The organism is Amycolatopsis keratiniphila (assembly GCF_000400635.2).
GTDB classification, from domain to species: Bacteria; Actinomycetota; Actinomycetes; order Mycobacteriales; family Pseudonocardiaceae; genus Amycolatopsis; species Amycolatopsis keratiniphila.
The window spans coordinates 2,171,860-2,198,411 of the sequence record NC_021252.1 but is presented as its reverse complement, the minus strand read 5'-3'; the positions used below and the strand labels follow the sequence as shown (position 1 = coordinate 2,198,411).

The following is a 26,552-nucleotide window of genomic DNA, read 5'->3' as shown; positions in this document are numbered from 1 at the left end:
CTTGATGCGTAGTACTATAGACATAGTGGTTTGACCGAAGCAAGGAGAATGTCCCGATGCGACAGAACCCGGAGCGCCGGACCGCGCTCACCGACGCCGCCATCACCGTCCTCGCCCGCGAAGGCGCACGCGGGCTCACGTACCGCGCCGTGGACGTCGAGGCGGACGTGCCGCCGGGTACGACGTCCAACTACTTCCGCAACCGGGACCAGTTGCTCGGGGAGGTCGGCGTCCGCGTGCAGGAGCGACTGTCGGCGCCGGCCGAGGTGATGGCGAACCCGCAGGCCGAGTCGCCGTCCCACGACCGGGTCGGCGTCCTGCTCGGCGAGCTCATGGGGCGGCTGACCGGCCACCGGGAGCCTTATCTCGCCTTGCTCGAACTCCGCCTCGAAGCCACCCGCCGCCCGGATCTCGCGGCCGAGTTGTCCAAGACCGTCCGCGAAGGCATCGACATGAGCGTCGACTGGCACGTCGCGGCGGGCATGCCGGGCGGGCGCGCCGAAGTACTGCTGATGTACCTCGCACTGACCGGGCTCACCGTCGAACGGCTCACCCTTCCGGAGGTGCTCGCGGACGTCACCGACGAGGAGGTCATCCGGATCATCGTGGACCGCGTCCTGCCCTCTTGAGTCGTGCGCGTTCTGCGTCACAATGCCCGGCCGCGAACCCGGGCTTGACCCGCGAAGCATGCCCTTGACCAGCGAAAACCGTGGAGTTCGGACGCTGTTCCCAGTATTCGGACCGGCCTAGACCACATAGTGGGCGCGTGGCACGCTGAATGAATGACCCGCGCCGGAATCAGCCTCGTGGCCCGCCGCCACGTGGACCTCCGTCGTGTGGCGAGCGCGCTCTGTGCGACGAACCGCTGACTCCCCGCCACCACCACGATCAGCCGGAGGACTCCCATGTCGTCGCCCACGCGCGAGACCCCTGCCCGCACGCCCCGGGTCAAACAGAAACGGGGCGAGGGACAGTGGGCACTGGGGTATCGCGAGCCGTTGAACCCCAACGAACGGTCCAAGAAGGACGACAACCCGCTCAACGTCCGGGCGCGGATCGAGAACATCTACGCCCGCGGCGGCTTCGATTCGATCGACCCGGGTGACCTGCGCGGCCGGTTCCGCTGGTTCGGTCTCTACACCCAGCGCAAGCCGGGGATCGACGGCGGCCGCACCGCGACGCTGGAGCCCGAAGAGCTCGACGACCGCTACTTCATGCTGCGGGTGCGGCTCGACGGCGGCGCGCTGACCACCGAGCAGCTGGCCGTGCTCGCCGAGATCTCGCAGACCCACGCACGCGACACCGCCGACATCACCGACCGGCAGAACATCCAGTACCACTGGATCCAGATCGAGGACGTCCCGACGATCTGGGCGAAGCTCGAGAAGGCCGGGATGACCACGATGGAGGCGTGCGGCGACAGCCCGCGTGTCATCCTCGGCTCCCCCGTCGCCGGTATCGCCGCCGACGAGATCATCGATGGCACCCCCGCGATCGACGAGATCAAACGCCGCTACATCGGCGACCCGCGCTACTCGAACCTGCCGCGCAAGTTCAAGACCGCGGTCTCCGGGCAGCAGGACGTCGCGCACGAGATCAACGACGTCGCCTTCGTGGGCGTGAACCACCCGGAACACGGCCCCGGCTTCGACGTCTGGGTCGGCGGCGGCCTGTCCACCAACCCGATGATCGGGCAGCGCCTCGGCGCCTGGGTCTCGCTCGACGAGGTCCCGGACGTCTGGGAAGGCGTGATCAGTGTCTTCCGCGACTACGGCTACCGGCGGCTCCGCGCCCGTGCGCGGATCAAGTTCCTGGTGAAGGACTGGGGCGCCGCGAAATTCCGTCAGGTGCTGGAAGACGAGTACCTCAAGCGCAAGCTGACCGACGGCCCGGCGCCCGAGGTGCCCGCCACCCAGATCGACCACGTCGGCGTGCACCCGCAGATCGACGGCCGGTTCTACGTCGGCGCCGCGCCGGTCGCGGGCCGCGTCTCCGGCGCCACTTTGCTGGCGGTCGCCAAGGCCGCCGAGCGGGCCGGGTCGAACCGCGTCCGGCTCACCCCGCACCAGAAGCTCGTGGTCCTCGACGTCCCCGAGGCCGAGGTGAACGGGCTGAAGACCGAACTGGCCGACCTCGGCCTGCAGACCGAGCCCTCGCCGTGGCGGCGCGGCATCATGGCCTGCACCGGCCTGGAGTTCTGCAAGCTCGCGATCGTCGAAACGAAGGCCCGCGCGATCGAACTGGTCACCGACCTGGAGAAGCGCCTCGCCGACATCCAGGCCGAGATCGAGAACCCGGTGACCGTGCACCTCAACGGCTGCCCCAACTCCTGTGCCCGGGTGCAGACCGCCGACATCGGGCTCAAGGGCCAGATCGTCACCGACGAGGACGGCAAGCAGGTCGAAGGCTTCCAGGTGCACCTCGGCGGCGGGCTCGGCCTGGACGCCGGATTCGGCCGGAAACTGCGCGGGCACAAGGTGACCGCGGCGGAGCTGACCGCGTACGTCGAGCGGGTCGTGCGGGCGTACCTCGCCGGCCGCGAACCCGGCGAACGGTTCGCCCAGTGGGTCCTGCGGGCCGACGAAGGCGTCTTGCAATGACCGAACGCGCGACCCCGTACTACTGCCCTTTCTGTGGCGATGAAGACCTCCGGCCGGAGGAAGGCGGCTCGTGGCTGTGCGCGGGCTGCCGCCGGGTCTTCACCGTGAAGTTCCTCGGACTGTCCTTTCCGGAGGTGTCGCAAGGATGACCGCCACTGCCGACTACAAGACGCTCGCCGAACGGGCCTCGAAGGAGCTCGCGGAGGCGACCGCGACCGAAGCCCTGCGCTGGACCGCGGAGACCTTCGGCGACGACTTCATCGTCGCGTCGAACATGCAGGACGCCGTCCTGATCGATCTGGCCACCCAGGTCAAACCCGACGTCGACGTGCTGTTCCTGCAGACCGGCTACCACTTCCCGGAGACCATCGGCACCCGTGACGCGGTGCAGGCGGTGTACCCGGGCGTGCGGATCGTCAACGCCGAAGCCGAACAGAGCGTCGCCGAGCAGGACGCGGAGTACGGCCCGAAACTGCACGAGCGCGACCCGAACCAGTGCTGCCACCTGCGCAAGGTGGTACCGCTGCGGAAGACGCTCGCGAAGTACTCGGCGTGGGTGACCGGCGTCCGCCGCGTCGACGCGCCGACCCGCGCGAACACCCCCATCGTCACCTGGGACGACCGCAACGGGCTGGTGAAGATCAACCCGATCGCGCCGTGGTCCGACGACGAGTTCAACGGCTACATCAGCGAACACGGGATCCTCGAGAACCCGTTGGTGTCCATCGGCTATCTGTCGATCGGCTGCGCGCCGTGCACCGCGAAGGTCGCTCCGGGTCAGGACCCGCGCAGCGGCCGCTGGGCCGGGCAGGGCAAGACCGAATGCGGCCTGCACGGGTGAGAAGGGACGAAATGACCACGCTCGAACCGGCCACAGACGCCGCCCAAGACAACCTGGCGGCGCTGGAATCCGAGGCCATCCACATCTTCCGCGAGGTGGCGGGTGAGTTCGACCGGCCGGTGATCCTCTTCTCCGGCGGCAAGGACTCCACGCTCCTGCTGCACCTGGCGATCAAGGCCTTCTGGCCCGCCCCGGTGCCGTTCCCGTTGCTGCACGTGGACACCGGGCACAACTTCGACGAGGTCATCGACTTCCGTGATCGCGTCGTCGAGCAGCACGGGCTCCGGCTGGTCGTGGCGAAGGTCCAGGACTGGATAGACGACGGCAGGCTCGAAGAGCGCGCCGACGGGATGCGCAACCCGCTGCAGACCACGCCGCTGCTCGACACGATCGCCGAGAACAAGTTCGACGCGGTCTTCGGCGGCGGGCGCCGCGACGAGGAACGCGCCCGCGCCAAGGAGCGGATCTTCAGCCTGCGCAACGCTTTCGGCCAGTGGGAGCCGCGACGGCAGCGTCCGGAACTGTGGAACCTCTACAACGGGCGGCACCGCCCCGGCGAGCAGGTCCGCGTGTTCCCGCTGTCCAACTGGACCGAGGCGGACGTCTGGAACTACATCGCGCGGGAGAAGGTCGAGCTGCCGTCGATCTACTACGCGCACCGGCGCGAGGTCTACCAGCGCGACGGCATGTGGCTGGCCGAAGGCCCGTGGGGCGGCCCGCGGCCGGACGAGGTCGTCCGGGAACTGACCGTGCGGTACCGGACCGTCGGCGACGGTTCGTGCACGGGCGCCATCGAATCGACCGCCGCCACGGTGGACGAGGTCATCGCCGAGGTCTCGGCCTCCCGGCTCACCGAACGCGGCGCCACCCGCGCCGACGACCGGATGTCGGAGGCGGCGATGGAAGACCGCAAGCGGGAAGGGTACTTCTGATGTCCAGCCTCCTCAGGCTCGCGACCGCGGGCAGTGTGGACGACGGGAAGTCGACCCTGGTCGGGCGGCTCCTGTACGACACCAAATCCGTCCTCGCCGACCAGCTGGACGCGGTCACCCGCGCCAGTGTCGACAAAGGACTGTCCACTCCGGACCTCTCGCTGCTCGTGGACGGCCTGCGCTCGGAACGCGAGCAGGGCATCACGATCGACGTGGCGTACCGGTACTTCGCGACGCCGAAGCGCAGTTTCGTGCTCGCGGACACGCCGGGTCACGTGCAGTACACGCGGAACACGGTCACCGGGGCGTCCACCGCGCAGCTGGCCGTGCTGCTGGTCGACGCGCGCAAGGGTGTCATCGAGCAGACCCGCCGCCACGCCGCGGTGCTCGCGCTCCTCGGCGTCCCGAACCTGGTGCTGGCGGTGAACAAGATCGACCTCGTCGGCTACGACGAAGCGACGTTCACCGTGATCGCCGAGGAGTTCGCCGAGCACGCCGCGTCCCTGGGCTACGAACGGGGTTCCGTGCTCGCGGTGCCGGTTTCGGCGCTGGTGGGCGACAACGTGGCGGAGAAGTCGGACAAGACCCCGTGGTACTCGGGCCCGACCCTGCTGGAGCACCTGGAAACCGTGCCGGTGGCGCCGGATCCGCACGATTCGGCGTTCCGTTTCCCGGTGCAGTACGTGATCCGGCCACGCACGGCCGATCATCCCGACTACCGCGGGTACGCCGGGCAGATCGCGGCCGGCACCGTCCGGCCGGGCGACGAGATCGTCGTGCTCCCGCAAGGAATCCGCAGCCGCGTGGAGGCCATCGACACCGCCGACGGGCCGCTCGCGGAAGCCGGCGCGGGTACCTCGGTGACCCTGCTGCTCACCGACGACGTCGACATCTCGCGCGGCGACCTGATCGCCGCCGCCGATCGGCAGCCGACGGTGACCGACGAGATCACCGCGACTCTGTGCTGGCTCTCGGCGAAACCGCTGAAGCCGGGTGCGCGGGTACTGGTGAAGCACGGAACGCGGACGGTGCAGGCCCTGGTCGGCGAACTCCACGCCCGCTTCGACGAACAGACGTTGTCCAGTGTGGACGATCCGGCCACGCTGGAGCTCAACGACATCGGCCGGGTCACGCTCCGGCTGGCCGAGGAGATCGGCGTCGACGACTACGGCGTCAGCCCCCGGACCGGCGCGTTCCTGGTCATCGATCCGAAGGACGGCGATACACTGGCGGCCGGACTCGTCGGCGAAAGGTTCGCATGACCCCACCGCTCCTCGCCGTCGCCCACGGCAGCCGCGATCCGCGGTCCGCCGCGACCATCCGCGCCCTGCTCGACGTCTCCCGTGGGCTGGCACCCGAACTCGACATCCGCGAGTCCTTTTTGGATCTTTCGGAGCCGTTGCTCACGGACGCCCTCCGCGGCCTGTACGCCGAGGGACACCGCGAGGTCGTCGTGGTGCCCCTGCTGCTCGGCGTGGCCTACCACGCCCGGGTCGACCTGCCCGCGCTCGTCGCCGAAGTGACCGCCGAGTGCCCGGGCCTCGACGTGCGGGTTTCCGCGGTGCTGGGCATCGACCCGCTGATCGAGACGGTCGCGCTGGACCGGCTCACCGAGGCGGGCGCCGATCTCGACGACCCGGAGCTCGGTGTCCTGCTGGCCGGCGTCGGCTCGTCGAACGTGGCGGCGAACGACGCCGTCGCCGGGATCACCACTCGCTGGCATCTGCGTCGCGGGCTGCTCGCGACCCCCGCCTTCGCCAGCGCCGCGCAGCCGGACATGCCCGCCGCCATCGCGCGTTTGCGGCTCAACGGCGCCCGGCGGCTCGCGGTCGCGGGCTGGTTCCTCGCACCGGGACTGCTGCCGGACCGGATCGCGCGCCTGGCCCGCGAAGCCGACCCGTCGGTGATCGTCGCCGGGCCGCTGGGGCCGGATCCGCGGATCGCCGGGCTCGTCCTGGACCGCTACGACGTCGCCGCCGCCCGGCTCGCCGCCTGAGTAGCACGACCCGTCCCGTACGGGCGCTTGATACCGATTTTCGGTGGGTTCCGTTCCCAGTTCCGTGACACCCCGCGTATGGGAACGGAGATTTCTTGACGAGTTACTTAACTTGCCGGTAACTCTCTAATCGCTGCGCAGCTCCCTCTCTCCCCATCGAACCCCCAGGTAGGTGGAACATGAAGGCTGCCATCCGTGCCCTCGTCTGCGCTTCGGCCGTACTCGTCCCGATCGCCGGTCTGGCCGCGCCGGCTTCGGCGGCGACCACCGTCGTCTTCGACTGCGAGGCCAAGCCTCCGCTCGTCGGCAACAAGTACCTCAAGCTGAACCAGGACGCGGACGTCACCGCCCCGGCGACGGTCGCCCCCGGCGCCGCGCTCGACGTCGTCATCGACCCGGCGCCCAACACCGTCCCGGCCGAGGTCAGCGGCTACCAGGTCAAGAACATCAAGGACTTCTCCCTGAAGATCCCGATCCCGGCGAACTCGACCTGGGTGGGCGCCGACCTCGCCGGCGGCTCCGGCATCGGTTCGACCCCGCCGAAGATCACCGTCTCCGGCAGCGTCGCGACGCTGAGCTTCCCCGGTCCGATCGCGGGCGGCTCGACGTTCGAACTGCCGACCGTGACCGCGCATCTCACCGCGGGCTCGTCCGGCACCATCGAGACGAAACTGGGCGGTTCCAGCTACAGCGATCCGGGCCTGACGTTCACCGCCGTGGTCAGCGCCGGTTTCGACGTCTCCGCCCCGACGGCGTGCTTCCCGAACCCGAGCCCGACGTTCACCACGACGACGATCGGCTGACCCGTGCCTGCGCCACCGTCGCCTGCGATGGTGGCGCAGGCCACTGCCCGGCCCGACTTCGCCCGTGCGAAGGTGGGGCATGGCTGACGAACTGGTGCACTACGACGTGGTGGGCGGCACCGCCACGATCACCTTGGACTCCCCGCACAACCGCAACGCGCTCTCCGCCCAGCTGCGGCGCGAACTGAGCGAATCGCTGGACAAGGCACAGGCGGACGACGCGGTGCGGGTCATCGTGCTCACCCACACCGGTCCGGTGTTCTGCGCGGGTATGGACCTCAAGGAGGCCCGCGGCGCCGGTGCGGGCGCCCAGGGCGTGAACGAGTTCCCGAAGATCCTCGAGCAGCTGTGGACCAGCCCCAAGCCCGTCGTGGCGAGGCTCGCGGGCCCCGCCCGGGCCGGCGGGATCGGCATGGTGGCCGCGACCGACATCGCCGTCGCCGTACCCGAAGCGACCTTCGCCTTCTCCGAGGTGCGGATCGGCGTCGTACCCGCCGTCATCTCGCTCACCGTGCTGCCGCGGCTCAACGCCCGCGCCGCGCACGAGCTGTTCCTGACCGGTGACACCTTCGACGCGAAGCGCGCCGTCGAGATCGGCCTGCTGAACTCGGCCGTCCCCGCCGACGAGCTCGACGACGAGGTCGCCCGCTACGTCAAGGCGCTCGCGCTCGGCGGCCCGAAGGCGCTCGCGGCGACCAAGGAACTGCTCAGCAAGCCGCGCCCGGCGACCCCCGCCGAAGGCTTCGAGGCCATGAACAAGCTGTCCGCCGGATTCTTCGCGAGCGAAGAAGGCCAGGAGGGCATCACAGCCTTCGCGCAGAAGCGCAAGCCGAACTGGGTCCCGGAGGCCTAGTCGGGCAAGACGACGGTGAGGCGCCGGGAGTCCGTCCGGTCCCCGGACGGGCCCAGCGCCCTCTGCGCGTCGGAAAGCACGCTGCGGACGGCCAGATACGCCTTGGGATCGCGCTCCCGAAGCCCCGAGGAACCGGCCCAGATCAGAACGTGCTCGCCCGGCGGGAGCCAGGACAGGTCGGTGAGGCAGTCGTAGAGCGCGTCGAGGTTCTTCCCGAAGTAGTCCGGGAACGACAGCGCCTCCGCGATCGCGTCGAGCGTCGAGTCCTTGTCGACCGTCCGCGCACCGTCGAGCAGGTGCGGATACGCGCCGCGGGCGAACGCCTTGTCCGCCGCTTCCTTGCCCGCGCTCATCGGCTGGGGTCCACGACGACGAAGGACTTGTAGTGGTCCTCGGTGTAGTACAGCTCCTTGCCACCACCGGTCACCAGCCGCCTCGCCCCGCGATCCGGGCTGCCCGGCGTCTTGACGGTGTACTCCCGGTAGTAGCCGGAACCCTTGGCGGGCAGGACCTTCTCCCGGTTCTGGAAGGTGACGTCGTCGTTGCGCGGATACGGGTACGGCCCGCCCGCCTGGATGAGCTTCCAGGTGTCGGACGCCTGGGCAGGAAGCTTCGTCAGCGGCTTGACCGGGAGACCGGATTCCTCGCCCGCGACCTTGCCCTTCGCCCCGCTCGCCGCGGCGTCGCCCGACGGCGCGGCCGAAGCGGACGAACTCGCCGGAGCGCTCTTCGTGTCGTCACCGCTGATGCCGTCCTTGACGAACCAGCCTGCGAGCACCAGCACGATCAGGCCGATCAGGGCGGCGGTGATCCGCCTACGGTTGAACATGGTGTGCCAGCTTAGGACGGCCGGTCGGGGTCGTTCGCATCGCGGGCGGTGCCGAAGCGCCGGGCGACCTTGCCGAAGACCGTGTCGAGCACCCAGGCCGCGACCAGGCACAGCGGCACCACGACCGCCATGACCAGCACGAACTGCACGGGGAACGGGGCCTGCGCGAGCCACAGTTCGACGCCGTCCCACCAGTCCGCAAGCCCGTTGAACACACTGTGAGCCTACGCGCGCACCCGGTGCCGCCACCGGTCAGGCCATGTAGGTTGCTGACATGTTCGCCGTTTACGCTTCCGAACCCAACGCCGAAAAGCCGCTGGACTCGCTGGTGATCGGCGAGCGACCCGAACCCGAGGTCCCCGAAGGCTGGGTGCGGGTCAACGTCAAGGCCGCCAGCCTCAACATGCACGACCTGTGGACTTTGCGCGGCGTTGGCATCAAGCCCGAGCAGTTCCCGATGATCCTGGGCTGTGACGGCGCGGGCACCCTCGACGACGGCACCGAGGTCGTCGTCCATTCGGTGATCAACGCCCCGGGCTGGCAAGGCGACGACACCCTCGACCCGAAGCGCACCCTGCTCACCGAGAAGTACCAGGGCACCTTCGCCGAGCAGGTCGTGGTCCCTGCACGCAATGTCGTTCCGAAGCCGTCGGGCCTGAGCTTCGCGGAAGCCGCGACCATGGGCACGGCGTGGCTGACCGCGTACCGCATGCTGTTCGTGAAATCCGGGCTGCGGCCCGGACAGACGATGCTCGTCCAAGGCGCCTCCGGCGGTGTCTCGACCGCGCTGATCCAGCTCGGGCGTGCGGCCGGTTTCCGGGTCTGGGTCACCGGACGTAGTGAAGAGAAGCGTGCGCTCGCCGAGAATCTGGGCGCACATCAGACCTTTGAGTCCGGCGCGCGGCTGCCCGAGCGGGTCGACGCGGTCTTCGAAACCGTCGGCAAGGCGACCTGGTCCCACTCGGTGAAGTCGCTGAAGCCGGGCGGCATCATCGTCGTCTCGGGCTCGACCAGCGGCCCGGACGCTCACGCGGAGTTGCAGCGCGTGTTCTTTCTGCAACTGCGCATCGCCGGTTCGACCATGGGGACCAGGGACGAACTGAACGATCTCCTCGCGTACCTGGAACTCACCGGGGTCCGGCCGCAGATCGGCGCCGAACTGCCGTTCGCCGAAGCCGAAACCGGGTTTAAGAACATGCTCGACGGGGAAACTTCTGGCAAGGTGGTCTTCACGCATTGATCGGAGGGGTGAGTTCGCCCCCCTCGCCCGGATCAAGCGCGCACACAAACGCACGTCCGCGCGTTCCGCGCAGGTCAAACAGCCATTTCGCGGTCTTGTCAAGTGTCAAGAACGTTATGACTTGGCGAGCTTCTTACGACCAAAGTTCGACCAAAATCCGACCTCTCGCGGTTAGCCTGGAACCATGACCGCATCGCAGCGGCCCGAACCGGCGGACCCGGGGGGCCGGACCACCACCGACACCGACCCGATCCGCGTCTCGTTCCGGCGCTACGCCGGTGTCCGCACCAGAGTGCTCGAAGTCGGGCCGCCGCCGGTGGAATCCACCGACCGCACCCCTCGGCGGATGCTCGGGAAGCGGGCCACGGCACGCGGGCAGGTCAAGCCGACCGCACCGAGGCTGGTGCTGCTGCACGGCTACTGCGACAGCGCCGACACCTGGCGCCCCGTCCTGGAGCTGCTCGCGGCCGCCGGTGTTCCGGCGGTCGCGGTCGATCTGCCCGGATTCGGTGACGCTCAGCCACTGCGGCCGGGACCGATGCTGCCGCAGCTGGACGCGTTCACCGCGGCCGTGGTCAAGGAACAGGCCGTACTCGGCACGGTGGTCCTCGCCGGCAACTCGCTCGGCGGCACGATGAGCCTGCGTGCCGCGGAGAACCACCGGCTGCCGGTCGCCGGCGTGGTGTCGATCGCCGCGCCCGGTTTCGTGGACAGCTGGCTCATCCGCACCGTGGCCAGGTACCCGCTGCCGCTGCGGATGTACTCGGCCCTGCCGCTGCCGATCCCCGGCTTCCTCGTGCGCGCCGTCGCCGAGCAGGTCGTCCCCCGGCTCCTGTACGCCGACTCAGCCGCCGCAGACGCGGACCAGGTGCGCCGGTTCACCTCGCTGTTCCCGGACTACCGCTCCACCACCACCAGGCTCGAACAGGCGAGGCAGCTCGTCGAAGAGCTGGCGAACGCGTACCGGCTCGAAGAGGTCCGCGTCCCGCTCCTGGTGGTGGTCTGTGGCAAGGACAAGCTGGTCAGCGCCGCATCCGGACGGCAGCTGCACGCACTGGTCCCGCACAGCAGGCTGATGGTGCGCGAGGACTGGGGCCACTGCCCGCAGCTGGACGACCCCGTCGAGATCTCGGAGCTGCTCACCTACTTCTCCGCCGGCGCGTCCCGGCCGTCGAAGATCGCCGCTCGTGTCGCCGCCGAAGTGAGCGAGGACACCGTCGCCGGATAGGTGCGATCGCCCGTCTGCCAGTACGGTGCCCTTCGGACTGTGACCCAGTCCGAAGGGCACAACCTGTTGGGAGACGACGATGTCCGCACCGCGCAGCCTGGGCTCGGGATCCGGGATTTTCCGCCGTAAACCGATCGATCAGATCCAAGAACTCAGTGGAGGCGGAGGGCTCCAACGCACGCTGGGCCTGCGGCAGCTGACCGCGATCGGCGTCGGCGGCATCATCGGCGCGGGGATCTTCTCCCTGGCCGGCGCGGTCGCGAACAAGACGGCCGGACCCGCCGTGCTCATCTCGTTCCTCATCGCGGGTATCGCCAGCGCCGCCGCCGCGTTCTCCTACGCCGAGTTCGCCGGGCTGATCCCCCGCGCCGGGTCGGCCTACACCTACGGCTACACCGTGCTGGGCGAGATCGTCGGCTGGTTCATCGGCTGGGACCTGCTGCTGGAGTACACCGCGATCGTGGCGGTGGTCGCGATCGGCATCTCCGGCTACTTCAACGAACTGCTGGGCTATCTCGACATCAAGCTCCCGACGTGGATGCTGGGCGCTCCGGGCACCGAAACGGGCGATGTCGCACCGGGGTCCTACAAGATCAACCTGTTCGCCGTGCTGCTGTGCCTGCTGATCGCCTTCATTCTCAACCAGGGCATGAAGAACGCGGCCCGTTTCGAAACGCTGCTGGTCTACCTGAAGGTCGGCCTGGTCCTGCTGGTGATCGTCGTCGGCGTCTTCCACATCAACACCGACAACTACTCGAACTTCTTCCCGTTCGGCCTCAGCGGCGCGTTCACCGGAGCGGCGACGGTGTTCTTCGCGGTCTTCGGGTACGACGCCATGTCCACCGCGGCCGAGGAATCGACAGACTCCCAGAAGCACATGCCGAAGGCGATCATCTACTCGCTCGCGATCTCGATGGTGCTCTACGTGCTGGCCTGCCTGGTCCTGACCGGGATGGTCAACTACAAGGACATCGACAGCGAAGCCGCCTTCTCCAGCGCCTTCGCCGGCCTCGGGATGAAGTGGCTCGGCCTGATCATCGCCGTCGGCGCGATCATCGGTATCACCACGGTGCTGTTCACCTTCCTCATGGGCGCGAGCCGCGTCGGCTACTCGATGAGCCGCGACGGCCTGCTGCCCAAGTGGTTCAGCAAGACCCATCCGGTGCGCAAGGTGCCGAGCCGGATGACCTGGGTGCTCGGCGTCGCGTCGGCGGTCATCGCCGGCCTGCTGCCCATCGGCGAGGCCGCGGAACTGACGAACATCGGCATCCTGCTCGCGTTCGTCGTGGTCTGTGTCGCGGTGATCGTGCTGCGCTACAAGCAGCCGGACCTGCCCCGGTCCTTCAAGACCCCCGGCATGCCGATCGTGCCGATCATCGGGATCGTCTTCTCGATCTGGCTGATCACGTTCCTGAACCCGGAGACCTGGCTGCGGTTCGCGGCCTGGTTCGGCGTCGGCCTGATCATCTACTTCGCTTACAGCCGCCGTCACTCGGCGATGAACGCCAACAACGGCGACGCGAAGCAGGTCAGCGGAGACGACTCAAACGCGTAGCGGCTTCGCGGGCTTCGGCCTGGAGGCGTTCGACGATCGACGCCGCCGGGCCGGAGCCCGCGAGTTCGTAAGTCTGCCCCGCGTAGAGGGACATGATCTCGGGGTCGCCCGCCTTCCCCGCCGCCGCGCGGATCGGCTTCGTCAGGTTGTTGACCTCCGGATACGCCGACGGCGCGGTGGCCGAGAAGTCCGCGACCGCGCGGTTGACCAGCGACCGGGCGGGACGTCCGCTGAACGCCCTGGTGAACGCCGTCGGCCTTCGCCCGTCCGCCAGCGCCTGCCGGTGCGCGGGCTGGGTCCCGGCCTCGTCCGCCCGCAGGAACGCGGTGCCCAGCTGAGCCGCGACGGCCCCGGCCGCCAGCACCGCCGCGATGTCGGCGCCGTGCACGAGTCCACCGGTCGCGACGAGCGGCAGGTCGGTCCGTGCCGAGACCAGCCGGAGCAGGCTCAAGACGCCATACTGCGCGCCCCCGCCTTCGGCCTCGGGCTCATCGGAGAAAAGCCCTCGATGCGCTCCCGCCTCGAATCCCTGGACCACGAGCGCGTCCGCGCCGACGGCCACGGCCCGATCGGCTTCCACCGGGCTGGTGACCGTCACGGCCACCTTGCTCCCGTTGGCGTGCAAGCGTTCGACGTCCTCGGCCGAAGGAGTGCCGAAGGTGAAGGAAACGACCGGCACTTTCCGTTCCAGGACGACCTCGAGCTTCGCGGCATAGGCGTCGTCGTCCCAGCTCGGCTCACCCGGCTCGACGCCGAGGCGCTGGGCTTCCGCGCGCCAGCGCTCGATGTGCACACCGAGATCCGCTTCGGCGGCGGAGCCACCCGATACGAAGAGGTTCACGCCGAACGGCTCACCGGTCAGCTCGGCCGTCTTGGCGATCCGGTCCGAGAGGGCGTCGGCGCTGAGATAGCCCCCGGCCAGAAAGCCGAAGCCGCCCGCCGCGGTCACCGCGGCGACGAGCCCGGGAGTGGTCGGCCCGCCCGCCATCGGGGCCGCGATCACGGGAAAACGCAAGTCTTCGAACACGTTTCCGACGATAGTCCCCTCGCGGTGGCACGCATTGTGACGTTCGAGTCACTCCAAGGTTCCTTCCTGGTGGTCTAGACCTTTAACGGCGAAAATGCGACGATCGGACAGTCGTGACGCACGTCACGGCCCCCGTCCCCCTTGGAGGCCCCGGTGAAGACCTTGAGAGCGCGACTGGGCCGCGCCTTCGTCGGGGTGGCGCTGCTCGCCGGCGTCACCACCGCAGCCGCCCCCGTCGCCGACGCGGCCACCCCGCCACTGCAGGCGATCGTCCCGATCCCGGTCTCGGCCCAGGCGGTCACCGGCTCCGACCACACCCTGACCGCGAACACCAAGATCTACACCCAGGCCGGGTCGGCGCAGGCCAAGGCCGTAGGCGAATACCTCGCCGGGATCTTCCGGACGTCCACCGGCTTCCCCCTGCCCGTCGCCGACGCGCCGTCGGGCACCCCGGTCGACGGGATCTCGCTCCTCCTGTCCGGCGCCGACTCCCGTGTCGGCGAACAGGGCTACCAGCTGAACTCGACGTCCGCTTCGGTCATCCTGCGCGCGACGACGGCACAAGGCCTCTTCGGCGGCGTGCAGACCCTGCGCCAGCTGCTGCCCGGCAAGATCGAAAGCCCCACGGTGCAGCAGGGTCCTTGGACGATCCCGGGCGCGAACATCCTGGACTACCCGCGCTTCGGCTACCGGGGCGCGATGCTCGACGTCGCCCGGCACTTCCACCCGGTCGCCACGGTCAAGCGGTACATCGACCAGCTGGCCCAGTACAAGATCAACAACCTGCACCTGCACCTCGCCGACGACCAGGGCTGGCGCATCCAGATCGACAGCTGGCCACGGCTGACCACCTACGGCGGCAGCACCCAGGTCGGCGGCGGCCCCGGCGGCTACTACACCAAGGCGCAGTACTCGGAGATCGTGAACTACGCGGCCTCGCGATTCATCACGGTCATCCCGGAGATCGACATGCCGGGGCACACCAACGCCGCCTTGGCGTCGTACGCCGAGCTGAACTGCAACAACACCGCTCCTCCGCTGCGCACCGACACCGCCGTCGGCTACAGCTCGCTCTGCATCTCGAAGGAGATCACCTACACCTTCGTCAACGACGTCATCCGTGAGGTCGCCGCGCTGACGCCCGGACCGTACTTCCACCTCGGCGGCGACGAGGCCCAGGCCACCAGCGACGCGGACTACCGCACGTTCATGAACCGGGTCCTGCCGATGGTGGCCGCCGCGGGCAAGCAGGTCGTCGGCTGGCACGAGATCGGCAAGGCCACCCTGCCCGCCACGGCGACCCCGCAGTTCTGGGGTACGACGACGTCCAGCACGGAGGTCTCGAACGCCGTCGCCCGCGGCAGCAAGGTGATCCTGTCGCCGGCGAACAAGGCGTACCTGGACATGAAGTACAACTCCAGCACGCCGATCGGGCTCTCGTGGGCGGGCTACATCGAGGTCCAGGACGCCTACAACTGGAACCCGGGCGCCTACCTCTCCGGGGTGCCGGAATCCGCCGTACGCGGCGTCGAATCCCCGCTGTGGACCGAAACCGTGGTGACCCCGGCGAACATCGACTACCTCGCCTTCCCCCGGCTCCCGGCGCACGCCGAACTCGGCTGGTCGCCGTGGTCGACGCACGACTGGAACACCTTCCGCGTCCGCCTCGGCGCTCAAGCCCCGCGCTGGCAGGCACAGGGCCTCGACTACTACAAGTCGGGCCAGGTGCCTTGGGAGACCGGATCCGGCAACCCGGGCACCTGCACGCTCCCCGCGTGGGACCGTGCCGCGGTCTACACCGGCGGAGCGACCGTCTCCCACAACGGGCACAAGTGGACGGCCCAGTGGTGGACGCAAGGCGAAGAGCCCGGAACGACCGGCCAATGGGGTGTCTGGCGCGACAACGGCACCTGCTGACCGTCCCCGTAGCCCGCTCGGCCCCTTCACCGGGCCGAGCGGGCTACGGTGGTTCCATGGCCGCAGACCTCGAACTCGTCCGCACCCTTTCCTTGCGCGAAAACGGACTCGCGACCGTCTCGACGGTCCGCGCGGACGGCACCGTCCACTCGTCCGTGGTCAACGCCGGTGTCTACGAAGACCCGGTCACCAAAGCACCGGGAGTCGCTTTCGTGGCGATGGGCGGCGTGAAGAAACTCGATCTGTTCCGCCGGGCGGGCCACGCCACGATCACCTTCCGGCGTGGCTGGGAATGGGCGGCGGTCCAGGGCAACACCCACCTCATCGGCCCGGACGACCCGGATCCCGGCTTCGATCCCGCCGGTCTCCCCAAGCTGCTGCGTGAGGTGTTCATCGCGGCGACGGGGACTCACGACGACTGGGACGAGTACGACCGTGTGATGGCCGCCGAACGCCGTGTCGCCGTCTTCGTCACCGCGAACCGGATCTCCGGCAACCGCTGACACGAAAGGCCGCCCGGACGGTGATCCGGGCGGCCTTCGCGGGTATCGGTTACTTCTTCTTGCTGCCGGCGTCCTCAGTGGACAGAGCGGCGACGAAGGCCTCCTGCGGGACCTCGACCCGGCCGACGGTCTTCATCCGCTTCTTGCCTTCCTTCTGCTTTTCCAGCAGCTTGCGCTTACGCGAGATGTCACCGCCGTAACACTTCGCGAGCACGTCCTTGCGGATCGCGCGGATGGTCTCGCGGGCGATGATCCGCGACCCGACGGCCGCCTGGATCGGCACCTCGAACTGCTGCCGCGGGATCAGCTCGCGCAGCCGCGTCGCCATCCGGTTTCCGTAGCCGTACGCGGCGTCCTTGTGCACGATCGCCGAGAAGGCGTCGACGGTCTCCCCCTGCAGCAGGATGTCGACCTTGACCAGATCGGCGATCTGGTCGCCGCCCTCTTCGTAGTCGAGCGACGCGTAACCGCGCGTACGCGACTTCAGCGTGTCGAAGAAGTCGAAGATGATCTCCGCGAGCGGGATGTTGTAGCGAAGCTCGACGCGATCCTCGGAGAGGTAGTCCATTCCCAGCAGCGTGCCGCGCTTGGCCTGGCACAGCTCCATGATCGTGCCGACGAACTCCGACGGCGCCAGGATGCTCACCTTGGAAACCGGCTCGTGGACCTCGGAGATCTTCATCCCGGACGGCCAGTCCGAGGGGTTCGTCACCACGACCTCGCTCTTGTCCTCGAGCACGACGTTGTAGATGACGTTCGGCGCGGTGGAGATCAGGTCGAGGCCGAATTCGCGCTCGAGCCGGTCACGCGTGATCTCCAGGTGCAGCAGGCCGAGGAAACCGCAGCGGAACCCGAACCCGAGCGCCACCGACGTTTCCGGCTCGTAGGCGAGCGCGGCATCGTTGAGCTGGAGCTTGTCCAATGCCTCACGCAGTTCGGGGTAGTCCGAACCGTCCACCGGGTAGAGGCCGGAGTAGACCATCGGCTTCGGCTCGCGGTAGCCCGCGAGCGGCTCCGACGCGCCCTTGCGCTCGGAGGTGACGGTGTCACCCACCTTCGACTGGCGGACGTCCTTCACCCCGGTGATGAGGTACCCCACCTCGCCGACCCCGAGCCCCTTGCTGGCCTTGGGCTCCGGCGAGATGATCCCGACCTCGAGGAGTTCGTGGGTGGCGCCGGTGGACATCATCTTGATGCGCTCACGCGGCGTGATCTTGCCGTCGACGACCCTGATGTAGGTCACCACGCCCCGGTAGGTGTCGTAGACCGAGTCGAAGATCATCGCGCGGGCCGGCGCGTCCGGGTCACCGACCGGCGGCGGGACCTGCCGCACGCACTCGTCCAGCAGATCCGTCACGCCCATGCCGGTCTTCGCCGACACGCGGAGCACGTCGGAGGGCTCGCATCCGATGATGTGCGCCAGCTCGGCCGCGTACTTGTCCGGGTCGGCCGACGGCAGGTCGATCTTGTTCAGCACCGGGATGATGTGCAGGTTCTTCTCGAGCGCCAGGTAGAGGTTCGCCAGCGTCTGCGCCTCGATCCCCTGCGCGGCGTCGACCAGCAGAATCGCCCCTTCACAGGCCTCCAAGGCCCGAGAGACCTCGTAGGTGAAGTCCACGTGGCCGGGGGTGTCGATCAGGTGCAGGACGTGGTCCTGGCCGTCGACCTTCCAGGGCAGGCGCACGTTCTGCGCCTTGATGGTGATCCCGCGTTCCCGTTCGATGTCCATGCGGTCGAGGTACTGAGCGCGCATGGCCCGCTCCTCGACCACGCCGGTGAGCTGCAGCATCCGGTCGGCCAGGGTCGACTTGCCGTGGTCGATGTGCGCGATGATGCAGAAGTTCCGGATGAGCTCCGGGGGCGTGAAGGTCGTGTCGGCGAACGTCGTCAACGGGTTTCCTCGCGAAGGTCGGGGTGTGCCACCTCTATGGTCCCATGCCGCTCCGGGTGCGAGTGGGGGTCATCCCCGATGCGGCCCGTGATGAGCTGTGGTGCCCTCGAAGTATGAGTACTTCACTGTCCCAAATGCTCGACCGGACGTTCGGTCATCCCCGGGGACTGCTCGGCCGGTTCGGCGGGCGGGCGATGGCGCACGGCAATGCCGCCACCGAGCTTCGCGTCGTCGAGCTGGCGTCGATCGAGTCCGGCGAGACCGCCCTGGTCGTGGGCCCCGGCCCGGGCGTCGGCCTGCAGGCCACGGCCGAACGCGCGGGCCGGGCGATCGGGGTCGACCCCTCCCAGGAGATGCTTTCCCGCTCTCGCCGTCGTTGCGGCGACAACGTGGAGCTGCGGCAGGGCACCGCGGACTCCACCGGTGAACCCGACGACAGCGTCGACGTGGTCCTGAGCGTCAACAACGTGCAGCTGTGGGACGACCGGGCGGCCGGGTTCGCCGAACTGTTCCGGGTGTTGCGTCCCGGTGGCAGGCTGCTGCTTTCCTCGCACGAGAAGTGGTTGCCGGTGTCCAGGCACGAGCTGGCCGAGGAGGCGGCCGCCGCCGGCTTCGTCGACCTGCAGACCTGGACCTGGGACCCGCCGGGCTTCGGCGCGTCCCTCGCCGCTCAGCTGCGCGCGATCAAGCCCCTGGACTAGCGCGGGTCGGTGCGCAGCGGGTGCTCACGCGGCACTTCGACCAGCACGATCCTGGTGCCGTCCGGGTCGGCGATCCACGCTTCGTCCAGCCCCCAGGGCTCACGCCGTGCCCCGCGAACCGGCTCCAAGCCCTTCCCCGCGAGTTCCTCGAGCGCCGCGGGCAGGTCCCGGACCTGGAGCCACAAGGCGACGTCAGGGGTCGGGCCGGTCTCTCCGGTACCGACGATCTCGATCGACCCGTTCCCGGCGAAGAACACCGTCCCGCCGGGGAACTCCTTGTCGATGGCCAGGCCCAGGGTGTCCCGATAGAACGCCGTCGACACGTCGAGGTCCTTCGGGTGGATCAGCACCCTGCTGCTCAGCACGTCCATGGCTCAATCCCTACCGGATGGGTTCAGGCCATCGCAATCGCGGCGATACCCGCCAGCACCACCACCGACCCGGCCAGCCGCCGGACGGCGTTCGCCTCCCCGAGGACCAGCCAGGCGGCGATGCCGCCCAAGACGATGCTCAGCTCCCTCGCGGGCGCGACGAGGCTCACCGGGGCGATCTGGAGGGCGTAGAGCACCAGCAGGTAGGCGACCGGGGAGAACACGCCGACGATGACGACCTCACGCTTGTGCTCGCGCCAGAGCCACGCGACCTCCTCGCGGTCCTTGAGCGCGTACGGCGCCATGAGCAGGCTCTGCACGATCGCGCCGGTTCCGAAGTACACGATCGGCGGGACACCGAGCCCGGTGACCGAATGCGCGTCCCACAGGGTGTAGGCGGCGATCGTGAGGCCGGTCAGCAGGCCGTAGAGCAGACCTTTGCGGCGGGCGACACGCTCGGCGGCGCCGACGTGGGCCGGTGCCCGCCCGGTCCCGATCACCAGTACCCCGGCGATCACGAGGAAGGCGCCCACCAGGCCGAGGATCCCCGGCCGCTCGCCGAGCAGCACGACCGCGGCGAGCACCGAGATCAGCGGCCCGGTCCCGCGGGCGACGGGATAGACGACGGACAGATCGCCGACGGCGTACCCCCGCTGGAGGACGACGCCGTAGGTGACATGGAACACCGCGGTGACCACGGCGGCGAACAGCCAGGTCCACTGTGGACGTTGTGGTTCCACGGCCAGCGAGATCGCCATGACGGGGACGAGCAGGATCGCGGAAAGACTGTAGTAAGCCCAGACGAACCGGGCTCCGCCACGGCGGATCCGTTTGGCGGCGAGGTTCCAGCCCGCATGGATGACGGCGGCGATGACGACGAAGGACAGAGCGGTGGCGTTCACAGCGGACCTTTCACGTTTTCCGCGCATGCGGAAAACCGGGTCCTCCAGGCTTTTGTCCCGTCAGATGAACGGCGGTGCTTCCGGCTCCGCCGATGGTGCCGCTCGGACCTGTCCCGTCTGCCCTGATTGTGTGTTTTCGCTGGCCGGGCAGGCGGCGGAACCCTAGGCACTACGATCTTCACCGTACCGCAAGCACCCCTCCCGAGGCTGCCGCGAGCCGCGCCGGGACGGCTGTTAAGCTTGCCTTTCACCGTCGTGTGGCATTCCGTCATGGAGGAAACCCGCGCCGCTCCACGAGCACGCAGGGCCGGTCACAGCGCGGCGGTGAAACCACCGAGAGATTCAAGAGGAGCGCCCCGTGGCCAACATCAAGTCGCAGATCAAGCGCATCACCACCAACGAGAAGGCGCGTCAGCGCAACCAGGCGATCCGGTCCTCGGTGAAGACCGCGATCCGCAAGTTCCGCGAGGCCGCCGACGCCGGCGACAAGGCCAAGGCCCTGGAGCTGCAGAAGGACGCGGCCAAGAAGCTGGACAAGGCCGTGACCAAGGGCGTCATCCACGCCAACCAGGCCGCCAACAAGAAGTCCGCGCTCGCGAAGCGCGCGAACTCTCTCTGATCGGCTTTCGAAGGGCCCCGGCGACTCGGTCGCCGGGGCCTTTCGCCGTTCTCAGCGGCTTGTGCCGTGAGCGTCGACGACCTCCAGGACGGCACGCTCCAGGGCGTACTCCGGGTTGGCCGCGACTCCCTTGACCTCGGCGTTGAGCCGGGCGACCACTCGCATCGCGGTGGCCAGCCCGTCCTGCCCCCAGCCGCGGGCCTGTCCCTGCGCCTTGCGCACCTTCCAGGGCGGCATCCCCAGCTCGCCGGCCATCTGGTTCGGGTTACCGCGACCGGCGCCGGACACCCGCGCGATCGTCCGGACGGCGTCGGCGAGCGCGTCCGCGACCAGGACGTGCGGTACGCCCAGCTGCATCGCCCAGCGCAGCGACTCCAGCGCCGCCGCCTTGTCACCGGCGACGGCCTTCTCGGCGACGGCGAAACCGTTCACGTCCGCGCGGCCACGGTGGTAACGCCGGACGGCCTGCTCGTCAACCGCCCCGCCGGCGTCCGCGACGAGCTGCGTCGCCGCCGACGACAGCTCACGCAGATCGGAACCGACGGCGTCGATCAGCGCGAGCACGGCCGCACCGTCGATCTTCCCGCCGACCCGCCGAACTTCGTTGCGGACAAAGGATTCCCGCTCGGCGGCCTTGGTCAGCTTCGGGCACTCGACGACCTCCGCGCCCGCCTTCTTCAAGGCGGCTGGAAGCCCTTTCGCGGCCTTGCTCCGGCCGCCTCCGCTGTGCACGACGACGAGCACGATGCCGTCGGCGGGCGCCTTGACGTAGGCCATCACCCCGTCGGCGAGCTCCTGCGAGATGTCGTGCGCGGATTCGAGGACGATCACCCTGCCCTCGGCGAACAGCGAGGGGCTGACCATTTCCGCGAGCGCCGGGACTGTGAGGTCCGACACCCGGATCCGGGTGAGATCCGCCGTCGGATCGGCCGCTTTGGCCGCGTCCGAAGCACTGCGGACCGCTCGCTCGATCAGCAGCTCTTCCTCACCGAGAACCAGGACCAGCGGCGATGGGGCGGAAGCTTGCGTCGTCACGGTGACGATCCTGCCACTCCTCCTCTCGTGTGCTTTGTCCGGTGATGTGTTCCGGGCACGGTGGCCCCACCGGAGCCTCATGTCGTACGGTGTTGGCGAGGCGACGCGATGACACGCGTGCCGACAATCGAATACCGCTCATCCAGAGGGGCAGAGGGAACGGCCCGATGAAGCCCCGGCAACCGGCGTCAGCCTGTCATCCCGCGATCGCGGGGTAGCTGACGAACACGGTGCCAATTCCGGCCCGCCACGGCGGGGCAGATGAGGAAAGGAACCTCGCGATGACCGCAACCCTCGGCACGACCTCCACCACCAAGACCCCGGATCTCGGACCGGCCGTCGAACTGGTGTCGAAGGAAGAGGGCCACCGGCAGCCGCTCGCCCCCGAATTCGTTTCCGCCGAGGACTTCTCGCCGCTCGAGGTCGCCTACGACTTCGGCCGCGTGCGCCGCGAGGACATCGAAGCCGGGCCGAAGAACATCTGGCGCTACAAGAAGCTCCTTCCCGTTCCGTCGAACGTCGAAGAAATCCCCAACACCGAACCCGGCGCCACGCGGCTCATCCAGGCCGACAGGCTCGCGAAAGCCTTGGGCGTCAAGAAGGTCTGGGTCAAGGACGACACCGGGAACCCCACGCACTCGTTCAAGGACCGCGTGGTCGCCGTCGCGCTGGCCGCCGCCCGCGAATTCGGGTTCGACGTGCTGGCCTGTCCGTCGACCGGCAACCTGGCCAACGCCGTCGCCGCCGCGGCGGCCCGTGCGGGCTGGCGGTCGGTCGTCCTGATCCCGAAGACCCTTGAGCGCGCCAAGATCCTCACCACCGCCGTGTACGACGGAGACCTGATCGCGGTCGACGGCAACTACGACGACGTGAACCGGCTCGCCACCCAGCTCGCCGCCGAACAGGAGAGCTGGGCGTTCGTGAACGTGAACGTCCGGCCCTACTACTCGGAAGGCTCCAAGACGCTGGCCTTCGAGGTCGCCGAACAGCTCGGCTGGCGGCTCCCCTCCCAGATCGTGGTGCCGATCGCCTCCGGTTCCCAGCTCACCAAGGTGGACAAGGGTTTCCGTGAGTTCGGCCAGCTCGGCCTCGTCGACGAGACGCCGTACAAGGTGTTCGGCGCGCAGGCCACGGGCTGCTCCCCCGTCTCGGCGGCCTTCCGCGCCGGCCACGACGTCGTCCAGCCGGTCAAGCCGGACACGATCGCCCGGTCGCTGGCGATCGGGAACCCGGCCGACGGCCCCTACGTGCTCGACGTGGTCAACCGCACCGGCGGTGCGATCGAAGACGTCACCGACGAAGAGGTCGTCGAGGGCATCCGGCTGCTCGCCCGCACCGAAGGCATCTTCACCGAGACCGCGGGCGGCGTCACCGTCGCGACGGCCAAGAAGCTCATCGAGACCGGCAAGCTCAACCCGGACGAGGAGATCGTCCTGCTGATCACCGGTGACGGCCTCAAGACCCTCGACGCCGTCGAGGACAAGATCGGCCCGAAGGCCACCGTCAGCGCCTCGGCCGACGCGGTCCGCGAAGCTCTGGGTATCTGAGTTCCCGCCGGCCCGCCTCAGGAACGAGGCGGGCCGCGGGGCTCACCCCGTCGTACCAGGGCGAGGCCTCGCCCGTCGGCGATCACCGCGGTGTCGCCGTCCGTGTCCGTCCGGGCGACCGACGCGCCGACCGCCACCAGGTTGTCCAAAGTGGACTTGTTCGGATGACCGTAGGTGTTTCCGGCACCGACACTCACCAAAGCGGCCCGTGGCGCGACGGCGTTGAGGAAATCCGGTGCCGTGTAACGGCTTCCGTGGTGCGGGACCTTCAGGATTTCGGCACGCAGGTCTGCTCCCTCGGCCATCAGGTCGGCCTGTGCGGCGAGCTCGATGTCGCCGGTCAGCAGTAACCGGCCCGCCGGGGTCCCGGCGCGCAGGACGACCGAACCGTTGTTGATCACCGTACCGTCCTGTTCACGAACAGAGCGCCGGGTGACATAGCGCGGACCCAGTACGTCGAGTGACAACGCCTGCCACTCCAGGCGTTGGCCGATCTCCAGCTCCAGCAAGGGAATCCCGCGGCGCGCCGTCTCGTCCGCGACCTGCTGCCACGCCCAGGCCGGAGCCCGGCCAGGCCCGACGGCGACCGCTCCGACCGACCGGCCCTCGAAGACTGATCCGAGACCGCCGATGTGGTCGGCGTGCAGATGACTCAGCACGATCAGCGGCACGCGGTCCACGCCGAGCCTGCTCAGGCATTCGTCCACCGGTCCCGGTTCCGGCCCGGTGTCGACCAGGACCGCCCTCCCCGGCTCGCCCGTGGCGAGGGCGACGGCATCTCCCTGCCCGACGTCGCAGGCGACGGCATTCCACGCCGACGGCGGCCACGCCGGCGCCAGCACCCGCACCGGCACGAAGACGACCAGCCCGGTGGCCAACGCGACCGCCAGCAGGATCCTGCCGTGCCGCAACCGGACGACCACGAGCAGAACGGAGAGCAGCCCGGCCGCCAAAAGCCCACCCCACCAGCCATCCGGCCAGTCCACGACCGCGCCCGGCGCCCGGGCACCGTGACGGGCCACGGTGATGAGCCAGCTCGCCTCGGGTTCGGTCAGGCGGACGAGCAGTCTGCCCGCCGACGGCCACCATGGCCCGACGGCGGTGGCGAGCACGCCGAACACGGTGGCCGGTGCGACCACCGGCGCGGCGAGCACGTTGGTCAGCACCGAGACGAGACTGACCGATCCCGCCATACCCGCGATGACCGGCGCCGTCATCACGAACGCGGCCAGCGGGATGGCCAGTCCCTCGGCATAGCCGGCCGGAACGCCGCGTCCGACCAGCCAGTCCGCCCACCTCGGCGCCAGCAGTACGAGCCCGGCCGTGGCGAGCACCGAAAGCGCGAACCCGAAGTCTGCGGCCATCGCGGGATCGGCGACCACCAGCCCTGCCACCGCGAACGCCAGCGCGGGCAGCGCCGAACCCCGGCGCCCCAGTGCCAGCGCCAGCAGCCCGACCGCCCCCATCACCCCGGCGCGGAGCACGCTGGGCGCGGGCCCGGCGAGGACCACGAACCCGGCGAGCCCCACGGCGGCCGCGGCGGCGGAAGTCCGCGGCCCGACCCGGAGCACTCGCAGCAGGAGCAGGATCGAGCCGCAGACGATCGCCACGTTCCCACCGCTCACGGCCATCAGGTGGGACATGCCGGAGTCGGTGAACTCGTGTTCCACCCTCGGGGAGAGGGTGCTCGTGTCCCCCACGACCAGTCCGGGCACGAGACCGGCTTCCTCCTCCGGGAGGACGGCGCACAGCTCCCGGAGCCCGGTGCGCAGCGATTCCGCGGCTCGCTGCCACCAGGGCGCCGGCGCGACGGCCGACGGCGGGCCTCGCACCGAGAGGACCGCGACCGTCAGCTCGGCCCCCTTCGCCGGTGCGAGCCGCCCGGAGGCGGTGACCTGCTGCCCGGGCAGCAGGTCCGTCCATCCCTCGGCGGGAGCGAGCAGGAGAATCCGGCCGGCCGAATCCACCACCCGCTCACCCGCCACCGCGGTGCCCACCGTCGCGGCGATGACCATCAGGCGGGTGCCCGCCCGGCGATCGGCGTATCCGGCTCCGCGGACCGGACGTGGCCGCTCGGTGACCACCACCGTCGTGGTGGCGTCGCTCCCCCGTGCGGCGGCGGCACGGAGGTCGTCGTGCTCGGCGGCCCGGATCCGCAGCGCCACCGGGCCGGCGGTGAGCACGCCGAGGACCGCCAGGGCACCCAGGCCCGCCACCCACCGGGACGCCGTCCGGCGGGCACGGACACCGGCGATGATCGCGAGCACCACGGCGGCCGCACCGCAGAGCATCGTGATCCACCAGCCGGCGAGAAGCCCGGAAAGTGTGCCGAGCCAGGCCGTCGCCGCGGCCGGTAACAGCCGCAGGTCTTGACCCCGCCACGACGCGGTGTCCACTTCGGACGGATCGGCGGACGGGTTCATCCGACGGACACCAGTTCCCGGAGCTTTCGGTACTTGCTTTCGCCGATCCCTTCTACGTCACGGAGTTGCTCGACGGTGGTGAACCCGCCGTGCCCGGACCGCCAGTCGACGATGCGTTTCGCCATCACCTCGCCGACCCCGGGCAGCGTGTCGAGTTGCTCGGCCGTGGCCGTGTTCAGGTCGAGCTTTCCCGCCGGTGCCGCCGTTCCGGCCGCGGCCGGGACGGGGACACCGACGGCCACCTGCTCACCGTCGGTGAGCCGCCGGGCCAGATTCACTCCGGTCAGATCCGTTCCGGGCTGTGCCCCACCGGCCGCCGTGAGGGCATCGGCGACCCGTGCGCCCGGAGGGATCGTGACCAGGCCGGGTCTGTGCACCCGGCCGACGACGCTGACCACCAGAGGCGCCTTGCCCGCCGCGGCGGGGACGTCTCCGGCGGCCTTCGCCGACGGCAGGGGCGGCACGGTCTCCGCCCCCGGCCGGTGTCCGAACAAGGCGATCGCTCCGGCCACGATCACGGCCACCGCGATCAGCACGGCCACCACGGCGAACCACCGCCGGTTCACCGGGATCCCGTCCGCCGTGAACCGGGCGGGCACCCAGCGGCGGACGAGCCTGCCCGCGGGCGGGCCCTGGGTGGGCGGCGACAGCTGGGCGGCCAGCCACGCCAGCCTGGCGTTGACGGAGGGACCCGGTGACCGGGCGGTTTGGTCGAACACGTGAACGACCCTACGGAGGG

28 protein-coding genes and 1 riboswitch are annotated in these 26,552 nt (G+C 69.4%); of the genes, 18 read left to right on the top strand and 10 right to left on the bottom strand.

Annotated elements, in window-relative coordinates; translation table 11 throughout:
- The first annotated feature begins 56 nt into the window (after positions 1–56).
- The 10 genes from AORI_RS51215 (at position 57) to AORI_RS51175 (ending at position 8,025) form a co-directional block, all read left to right on the top strand.
- Positions 57–629, top strand: a complete 573-nt coding sequence (locus tag AORI_RS51215) for a TetR/AcrR family transcriptional regulator (RefSeq protein ID WP_016332426.1) — start codon at positions 57–59, stop codon at positions 627–629.
- A gap of 153 nt (positions 630–782) precedes the next feature.
- Positions 783–869: a putative leader peptide gene (locus AORI_RS84745; protein WP_350573702.1), complete on the top strand. Its 87-nt coding sequence runs from the start codon at positions 783–785 to the stop codon at positions 867–869.
- A gap of 36 nt (positions 870–905) precedes the next feature.
- Positions 906–2,600 (top strand): nitrite/sulfite reductase, encoded by a 1,695-nt coding sequence (locus tag AORI_RS51210; protein ID WP_016332425.1) that lies wholly within the window; start codon positions 906–908, stop codon positions 2,598–2,600.
- Positions 2,597–2,749, top strand: coding sequence for an eL43 family ribosomal protein (locus AORI_RS51205; protein ID WP_016332424.1), 153 nt, complete (start codon positions 2,597–2,599; stop codon positions 2,747–2,749). Before AORI_RS51210 ends, AORI_RS51205 begins: the two co-directional genes overlap by 4 nt.
- Entirely contained in the window at positions 2,746–3,441 is a 696-nt protein-coding gene (locus AORI_RS51200; protein ID WP_016332423.1) for a phosphoadenylyl-sulfate reductase, read from the top strand. The genes AORI_RS51205 and AORI_RS51200 overlap by 4 nt, the downstream gene beginning before the upstream one ends.
- Positions 3,442–3,452: 11 nt before the next feature.
- Entirely contained in the window at positions 3,453–4,373 is a 921-nt protein-coding gene (gene cysD, locus AORI_RS51195; protein WP_016332422.1) for a sulfate adenylyltransferase subunit CysD, read from the top strand.
- On the top strand, positions 4,373–5,635 hold the full coding sequence (locus AORI_RS51190) for a sulfate adenylyltransferase subunit 1 (protein WP_016332421.1): 1,263 nt from the start codon (positions 4,373–4,375) through the stop codon (positions 5,633–5,635). The genes cysD and AORI_RS51190 overlap by 1 nt, the downstream gene beginning before the upstream one ends.
- Complete coding sequence (locus AORI_RS51185) at positions 5,632–6,369, top strand: sirohydrochlorin chelatase (protein ID WP_016332420.1); 738 nt, start codon at positions 5,632–5,634, stop codon at positions 6,367–6,369. The genes AORI_RS51190 and AORI_RS51185 overlap by 4 nt, the downstream gene beginning before the upstream one ends.
- 179 nt (positions 6,370–6,548) lie before the next feature.
- A complete protein-coding gene (locus tag AORI_RS51180) occupies positions 6,549–7,172 on the top strand; it encodes a hypothetical protein (RefSeq protein ID WP_016332419.1) in 624 nt (207 codons plus the stop codon).
- A 79-nt stretch (positions 7,173–7,251) separates the two neighbouring features.
- Positions 7,252–8,025 (top strand): enoyl-CoA hydratase family protein, encoded by a 774-nt coding sequence (locus AORI_RS51175; RefSeq protein WP_016332418.1) that lies wholly within the window; start codon positions 7,252–7,254, stop codon positions 8,023–8,025.
- Here the strand turns inward: AORI_RS51175 and AORI_RS51170 are convergent.
- The 3 genes from AORI_RS51170 to AORI_RS51160 are packed head-to-tail and all read right to left on the bottom strand — an operon-like array spanning position 8,022 to position 9,069.
- On the bottom strand, positions 8,022–8,378 hold the full coding sequence (locus tag AORI_RS51170) for a barstar family protein (protein WP_016332417.1): 357 nt from the start codon (positions 8,376–8,378) through the stop codon (positions 8,022–8,024). The genes AORI_RS51175 and AORI_RS51170 overlap by 4 nt on opposite strands.
- On the bottom strand, positions 8,375–8,854 hold the full coding sequence (locus AORI_RS51165) for a guanyl-specific ribonuclease (RefSeq protein ID WP_016332416.1): 480 nt from the start codon (positions 8,852–8,854) through the stop codon (positions 8,375–8,377). The genes AORI_RS51170 and AORI_RS51165 overlap by 4 nt, the downstream gene beginning before the upstream one ends.
- Positions 8,855–8,865: 11 nt before the next feature.
- Positions 8,866–9,069, bottom strand: coding sequence for a CDP-alcohol phosphatidyltransferase family protein (locus tag AORI_RS51160; protein WP_016332415.1), 204 nt, complete (start codon positions 9,067–9,069; stop codon positions 8,866–8,868).
- A gap of 59 nt (positions 9,070–9,128) precedes the next feature.
- Here AORI_RS51160 and AORI_RS51155 point away from each other — a divergent pair, with 59 nt between their 5' ends.
- From AORI_RS51155 to AORI_RS51145, 3 genes are all read left to right on the top strand, one after another.
- The gene (locus AORI_RS51155) at positions 9,129–10,094 is read left to right on the top strand and encodes a zinc-binding dehydrogenase (protein ID WP_016332414.1); all 966 of its coding nucleotides are present in this window, start codon (positions 9,129–9,131) and stop codon (positions 10,092–10,094) included.
- Between the two features lie 184 nt (positions 10,095–10,278).
- Positions 10,279–11,322 carry an alpha/beta hydrolase gene (locus AORI_RS51150; RefSeq protein WP_016332413.1) on the top strand — a complete coding sequence of 348 codons (1,044 nt, stop codon included), beginning with the start codon at positions 10,279–10,281 and terminating at the stop codon, positions 11,320–11,322.
- A gap of 79 nt (positions 11,323–11,401) precedes the next feature.
- On the top strand, positions 11,402–12,877 hold the full coding sequence (locus tag AORI_RS51145) for an amino acid permease (RefSeq protein WP_016332412.1): 1,476 nt from the start codon (positions 11,402–11,404) through the stop codon (positions 12,875–12,877).
- On the opposite strand, the gene AORI_RS51140 is transcribed toward AORI_RS51145, so the two are convergent.
- The gene (locus AORI_RS51140) at positions 12,852–13,904 is read right to left on the bottom strand and encodes an NAD(P)H-dependent flavin oxidoreductase (RefSeq protein WP_016332411.1); all 1,053 of its coding nucleotides are present in this window, start codon (positions 13,902–13,904) and stop codon (positions 12,852–12,854) included. The genes AORI_RS51145 and AORI_RS51140 overlap by 26 nt on opposite strands.
- 153 nt (positions 13,905–14,057) lie before the next feature.
- Here AORI_RS51140 and AORI_RS51135 point away from each other — a divergent pair, with 153 nt between their 5' ends.
- Together AORI_RS51135 and AORI_RS51130 are read left to right on the top strand one after the other, a co-directional pair.
- Positions 14,058–15,821: a family 20 glycosylhydrolase gene (locus AORI_RS51135; RefSeq protein ID WP_016332410.1), complete on the top strand. Its 1,764-nt coding sequence runs from the start codon at positions 14,058–14,060 to the stop codon at positions 15,819–15,821.
- Between the two features lie 56 nt (positions 15,822–15,877).
- Complete coding sequence (locus AORI_RS51130; protein WP_016332409.1) at positions 15,878–16,324, top strand: pyridoxamine 5'-phosphate oxidase family protein; 447 nt, start codon at positions 15,878–15,880, stop codon at positions 16,322–16,324.
- A 49-nt stretch (positions 16,325–16,373) separates the two neighbouring features.
- Here AORI_RS51130 and lepA read toward each other — a convergent pair whose 3' ends face one another.
- Positions 16,374–18,215: a translation elongation factor 4 gene (gene lepA, locus AORI_RS51125; protein ID WP_016332408.1), complete on the bottom strand. Its 1,842-nt coding sequence runs from the start codon at positions 18,213–18,215 to the stop codon at positions 16,374–16,376.
- A gap of 113 nt (positions 18,216–18,328) precedes the next feature.
- On the opposite strand from lepA, the gene AORI_RS51120 reads away from it, so the two are divergent.
- The gene (locus AORI_RS51120; RefSeq protein ID WP_016332407.1) at positions 18,329–18,916 is read left to right on the top strand and encodes a class I SAM-dependent methyltransferase; all 588 of its coding nucleotides are present in this window, start codon (positions 18,329–18,331) and stop codon (positions 18,914–18,916) included.
- Here the strand turns inward: AORI_RS51120 and AORI_RS51115 are convergent.
- Both AORI_RS51115 and AORI_RS51110 read right to left on the bottom strand, forming a co-directional pair.
- Positions 18,913–19,287 carry a VOC family protein gene (locus AORI_RS51115; protein WP_016332406.1) on the bottom strand — a complete coding sequence of 125 codons (375 nt, stop codon included), beginning with the start codon at positions 19,285–19,287 and terminating at the stop codon, positions 18,913–18,915. The genes AORI_RS51120 and AORI_RS51115 overlap by 4 nt on opposite strands.
- Before the next feature lie 23 nt (positions 19,288–19,310).
- Positions 19,311–20,216 carry an EamA family transporter gene (locus AORI_RS51110; RefSeq protein ID WP_016332405.1) on the bottom strand — a complete coding sequence of 302 codons (906 nt, stop codon included), beginning with the start codon at positions 20,214–20,216 and terminating at the stop codon, positions 19,311–19,313.
- Between the two features lie 331 nt (positions 20,217–20,547).
- Between AORI_RS51110 and rpsT the strand changes: the two genes are divergently transcribed.
- Positions 20,548–20,808: a 30S ribosomal protein S20 gene (gene rpsT / locus AORI_RS51105; RefSeq protein ID WP_005158599.1), complete on the top strand. Its 261-nt coding sequence runs from the start codon at positions 20,548–20,550 to the stop codon at positions 20,806–20,808.
- Positions 20,809–20,859: 51 nt separating this feature from the next.
- On the opposite strand, the gene holA is transcribed toward rpsT, so the two are convergent.
- Positions 20,860–21,843: a DNA polymerase III subunit delta gene (holA, locus tag AORI_RS51100; RefSeq protein WP_016332404.1), complete on the bottom strand. Its 984-nt coding sequence runs from the start codon at positions 21,841–21,843 to the stop codon at positions 20,860–20,862.
- Positions 21,844–21,978: 135 nt separating this feature from the next.
- Positions 21,979–22,111: riboswitch (SAM riboswitch) on the top strand.
- Between the two features lie 13 nt (positions 22,112–22,124).
- On the opposite strand from holA, the gene thrC reads away from it, so the two are divergent.
- Positions 22,125–23,390, top strand: a complete 1,266-nt coding sequence (gene thrC / locus AORI_RS51095; protein WP_005158594.1) for a threonine synthase — start codon at positions 22,125–22,127, stop codon at positions 23,388–23,390.
- Between the two features lie 17 nt (positions 23,391–23,407).
- Here the strand turns inward: thrC and AORI_RS51090 are convergent, their stop codons facing one another.
- Both AORI_RS51090 and AORI_RS51085 read right to left on the bottom strand, forming a co-directional pair.
- Positions 23,408–25,813 (bottom strand): ComEC/Rec2 family competence protein, encoded by a 2,406-nt coding sequence (locus AORI_RS51090; RefSeq protein ID WP_016332403.1) that lies wholly within the window; start codon positions 25,811–25,813, stop codon positions 23,408–23,410.
- Complete coding sequence (locus AORI_RS51085) at positions 25,810–26,532, bottom strand: ComEA family DNA-binding protein (RefSeq protein WP_016332402.1); 723 nt, start codon at positions 26,530–26,532, stop codon at positions 25,810–25,812. The genes AORI_RS51090 and AORI_RS51085 overlap by 4 nt, the downstream gene beginning before the upstream one ends.
- Positions 26,533–26,552 lie beyond the last annotated feature (20 nt).

Coding starts and splice junctions, on each gene's coding strand:
- AORI_RS51165 (WP_016332416.1), bottom strand. CDS start 8,854: ATGTTCAACCGTAGGCGGATCACCGCCGCCCTGATCGGCCTGATCGTG.
- AORI_RS51120 (WP_016332407.1), top strand. CDS start 18,329: ATGAGTACTTCACTGTCCCAAATGCTCGACCGGACGTTCGGTCATCCC.
- AORI_RS51170 (WP_016332417.1), bottom strand. CDS start 8,378: ATGAGCGCGGGCAAGGAAGCGGCGGACAAGGCGTTCGCCCGCGGCGCG.
- AORI_RS51115 (WP_016332406.1), bottom strand. CDS start 19,287: ATGGACGTGCTGAGCAGCAGGGTGCTGATCCACCCGAAGGACCTCGAC.
- AORI_RS84745 (WP_350573702.1), top strand. CDS start 783: ATGACCCGCGCCGGAATCAGCCTCGTGGCCCGCCGCCACGTGGACCTC.
- AORI_RS51190 (WP_016332421.1), top strand. CDS start 4,373: ATGTCCAGCCTCCTCAGGCTCGCGACCGCGGGCAGTGTGGACGACGGG.
- cysD (WP_016332422.1), top strand. CDS start 3,453: ATGACCACGCTCGAACCGGCCACAGACGCCGCCCAAGACAACCTGGCG.
- AORI_RS51130 (WP_016332409.1), top strand. CDS start 15,878: ATGGCCGCAGACCTCGAACTCGTCCGCACCCTTTCCTTGCGCGAAAAC.
- AORI_RS51205 (WP_016332424.1), top strand. CDS start 2,597: ATGACCGAACGCGCGACCCCGTACTACTGCCCTTTCTGTGGCGATGAA.
- AORI_RS51145 (WP_016332412.1), top strand. CDS start 11,402: ATGTCCGCACCGCGCAGCCTGGGCTCGGGATCCGGGATTTTCCGCCGT.
- AORI_RS51110 (WP_016332405.1), bottom strand. CDS start 20,216: ATGCGCGGAAAACGTGAAAGGTCCGCTGTGAACGCCACCGCTCTGTCC.
- AORI_RS51180 (WP_016332419.1), top strand. CDS start 6,549: ATGAAGGCTGCCATCCGTGCCCTCGTCTGCGCTTCGGCCGTACTCGTC.
- AORI_RS51175 (WP_016332418.1), top strand. CDS start 7,252: ATGGCTGACGAACTGGTGCACTACGACGTGGTGGGCGGCACCGCCACG.
- AORI_RS51200 (WP_016332423.1), top strand. CDS start 2,746: ATGACCGCCACTGCCGACTACAAGACGCTCGCCGAACGGGCCTCGAAG.
- AORI_RS51185 (WP_016332420.1), top strand. CDS start 5,632: ATGACCCCACCGCTCCTCGCCGTCGCCCACGGCAGCCGCGATCCGCGG.
- thrC (WP_005158594.1), top strand. CDS start 22,125: ATGACCGCAACCCTCGGCACGACCTCCACCACCAAGACCCCGGATCTC.
- AORI_RS51155 (WP_016332414.1), top strand. CDS start 9,129: ATGTTCGCCGTTTACGCTTCCGAACCCAACGCCGAAAAGCCGCTGGAC.
- AORI_RS51150 (WP_016332413.1), top strand. CDS start 10,279: ATGACCGCATCGCAGCGGCCCGAACCGGCGGACCCGGGGGGCCGGACC.
- AORI_RS51215 (WP_016332426.1), top strand. CDS start 57: ATGCGACAGAACCCGGAGCGCCGGACCGCGCTCACCGACGCCGCCATC.
- AORI_RS51090 (WP_016332403.1), bottom strand. CDS start 25,813: ATGAACCCGTCCGCCGATCCGTCCGAAGTGGACACCGCGTCGTGGCGG.
- AORI_RS51210 (WP_016332425.1), top strand. CDS start 906: ATGTCGTCGCCCACGCGCGAGACCCCTGCCCGCACGCCCCGGGTCAAA.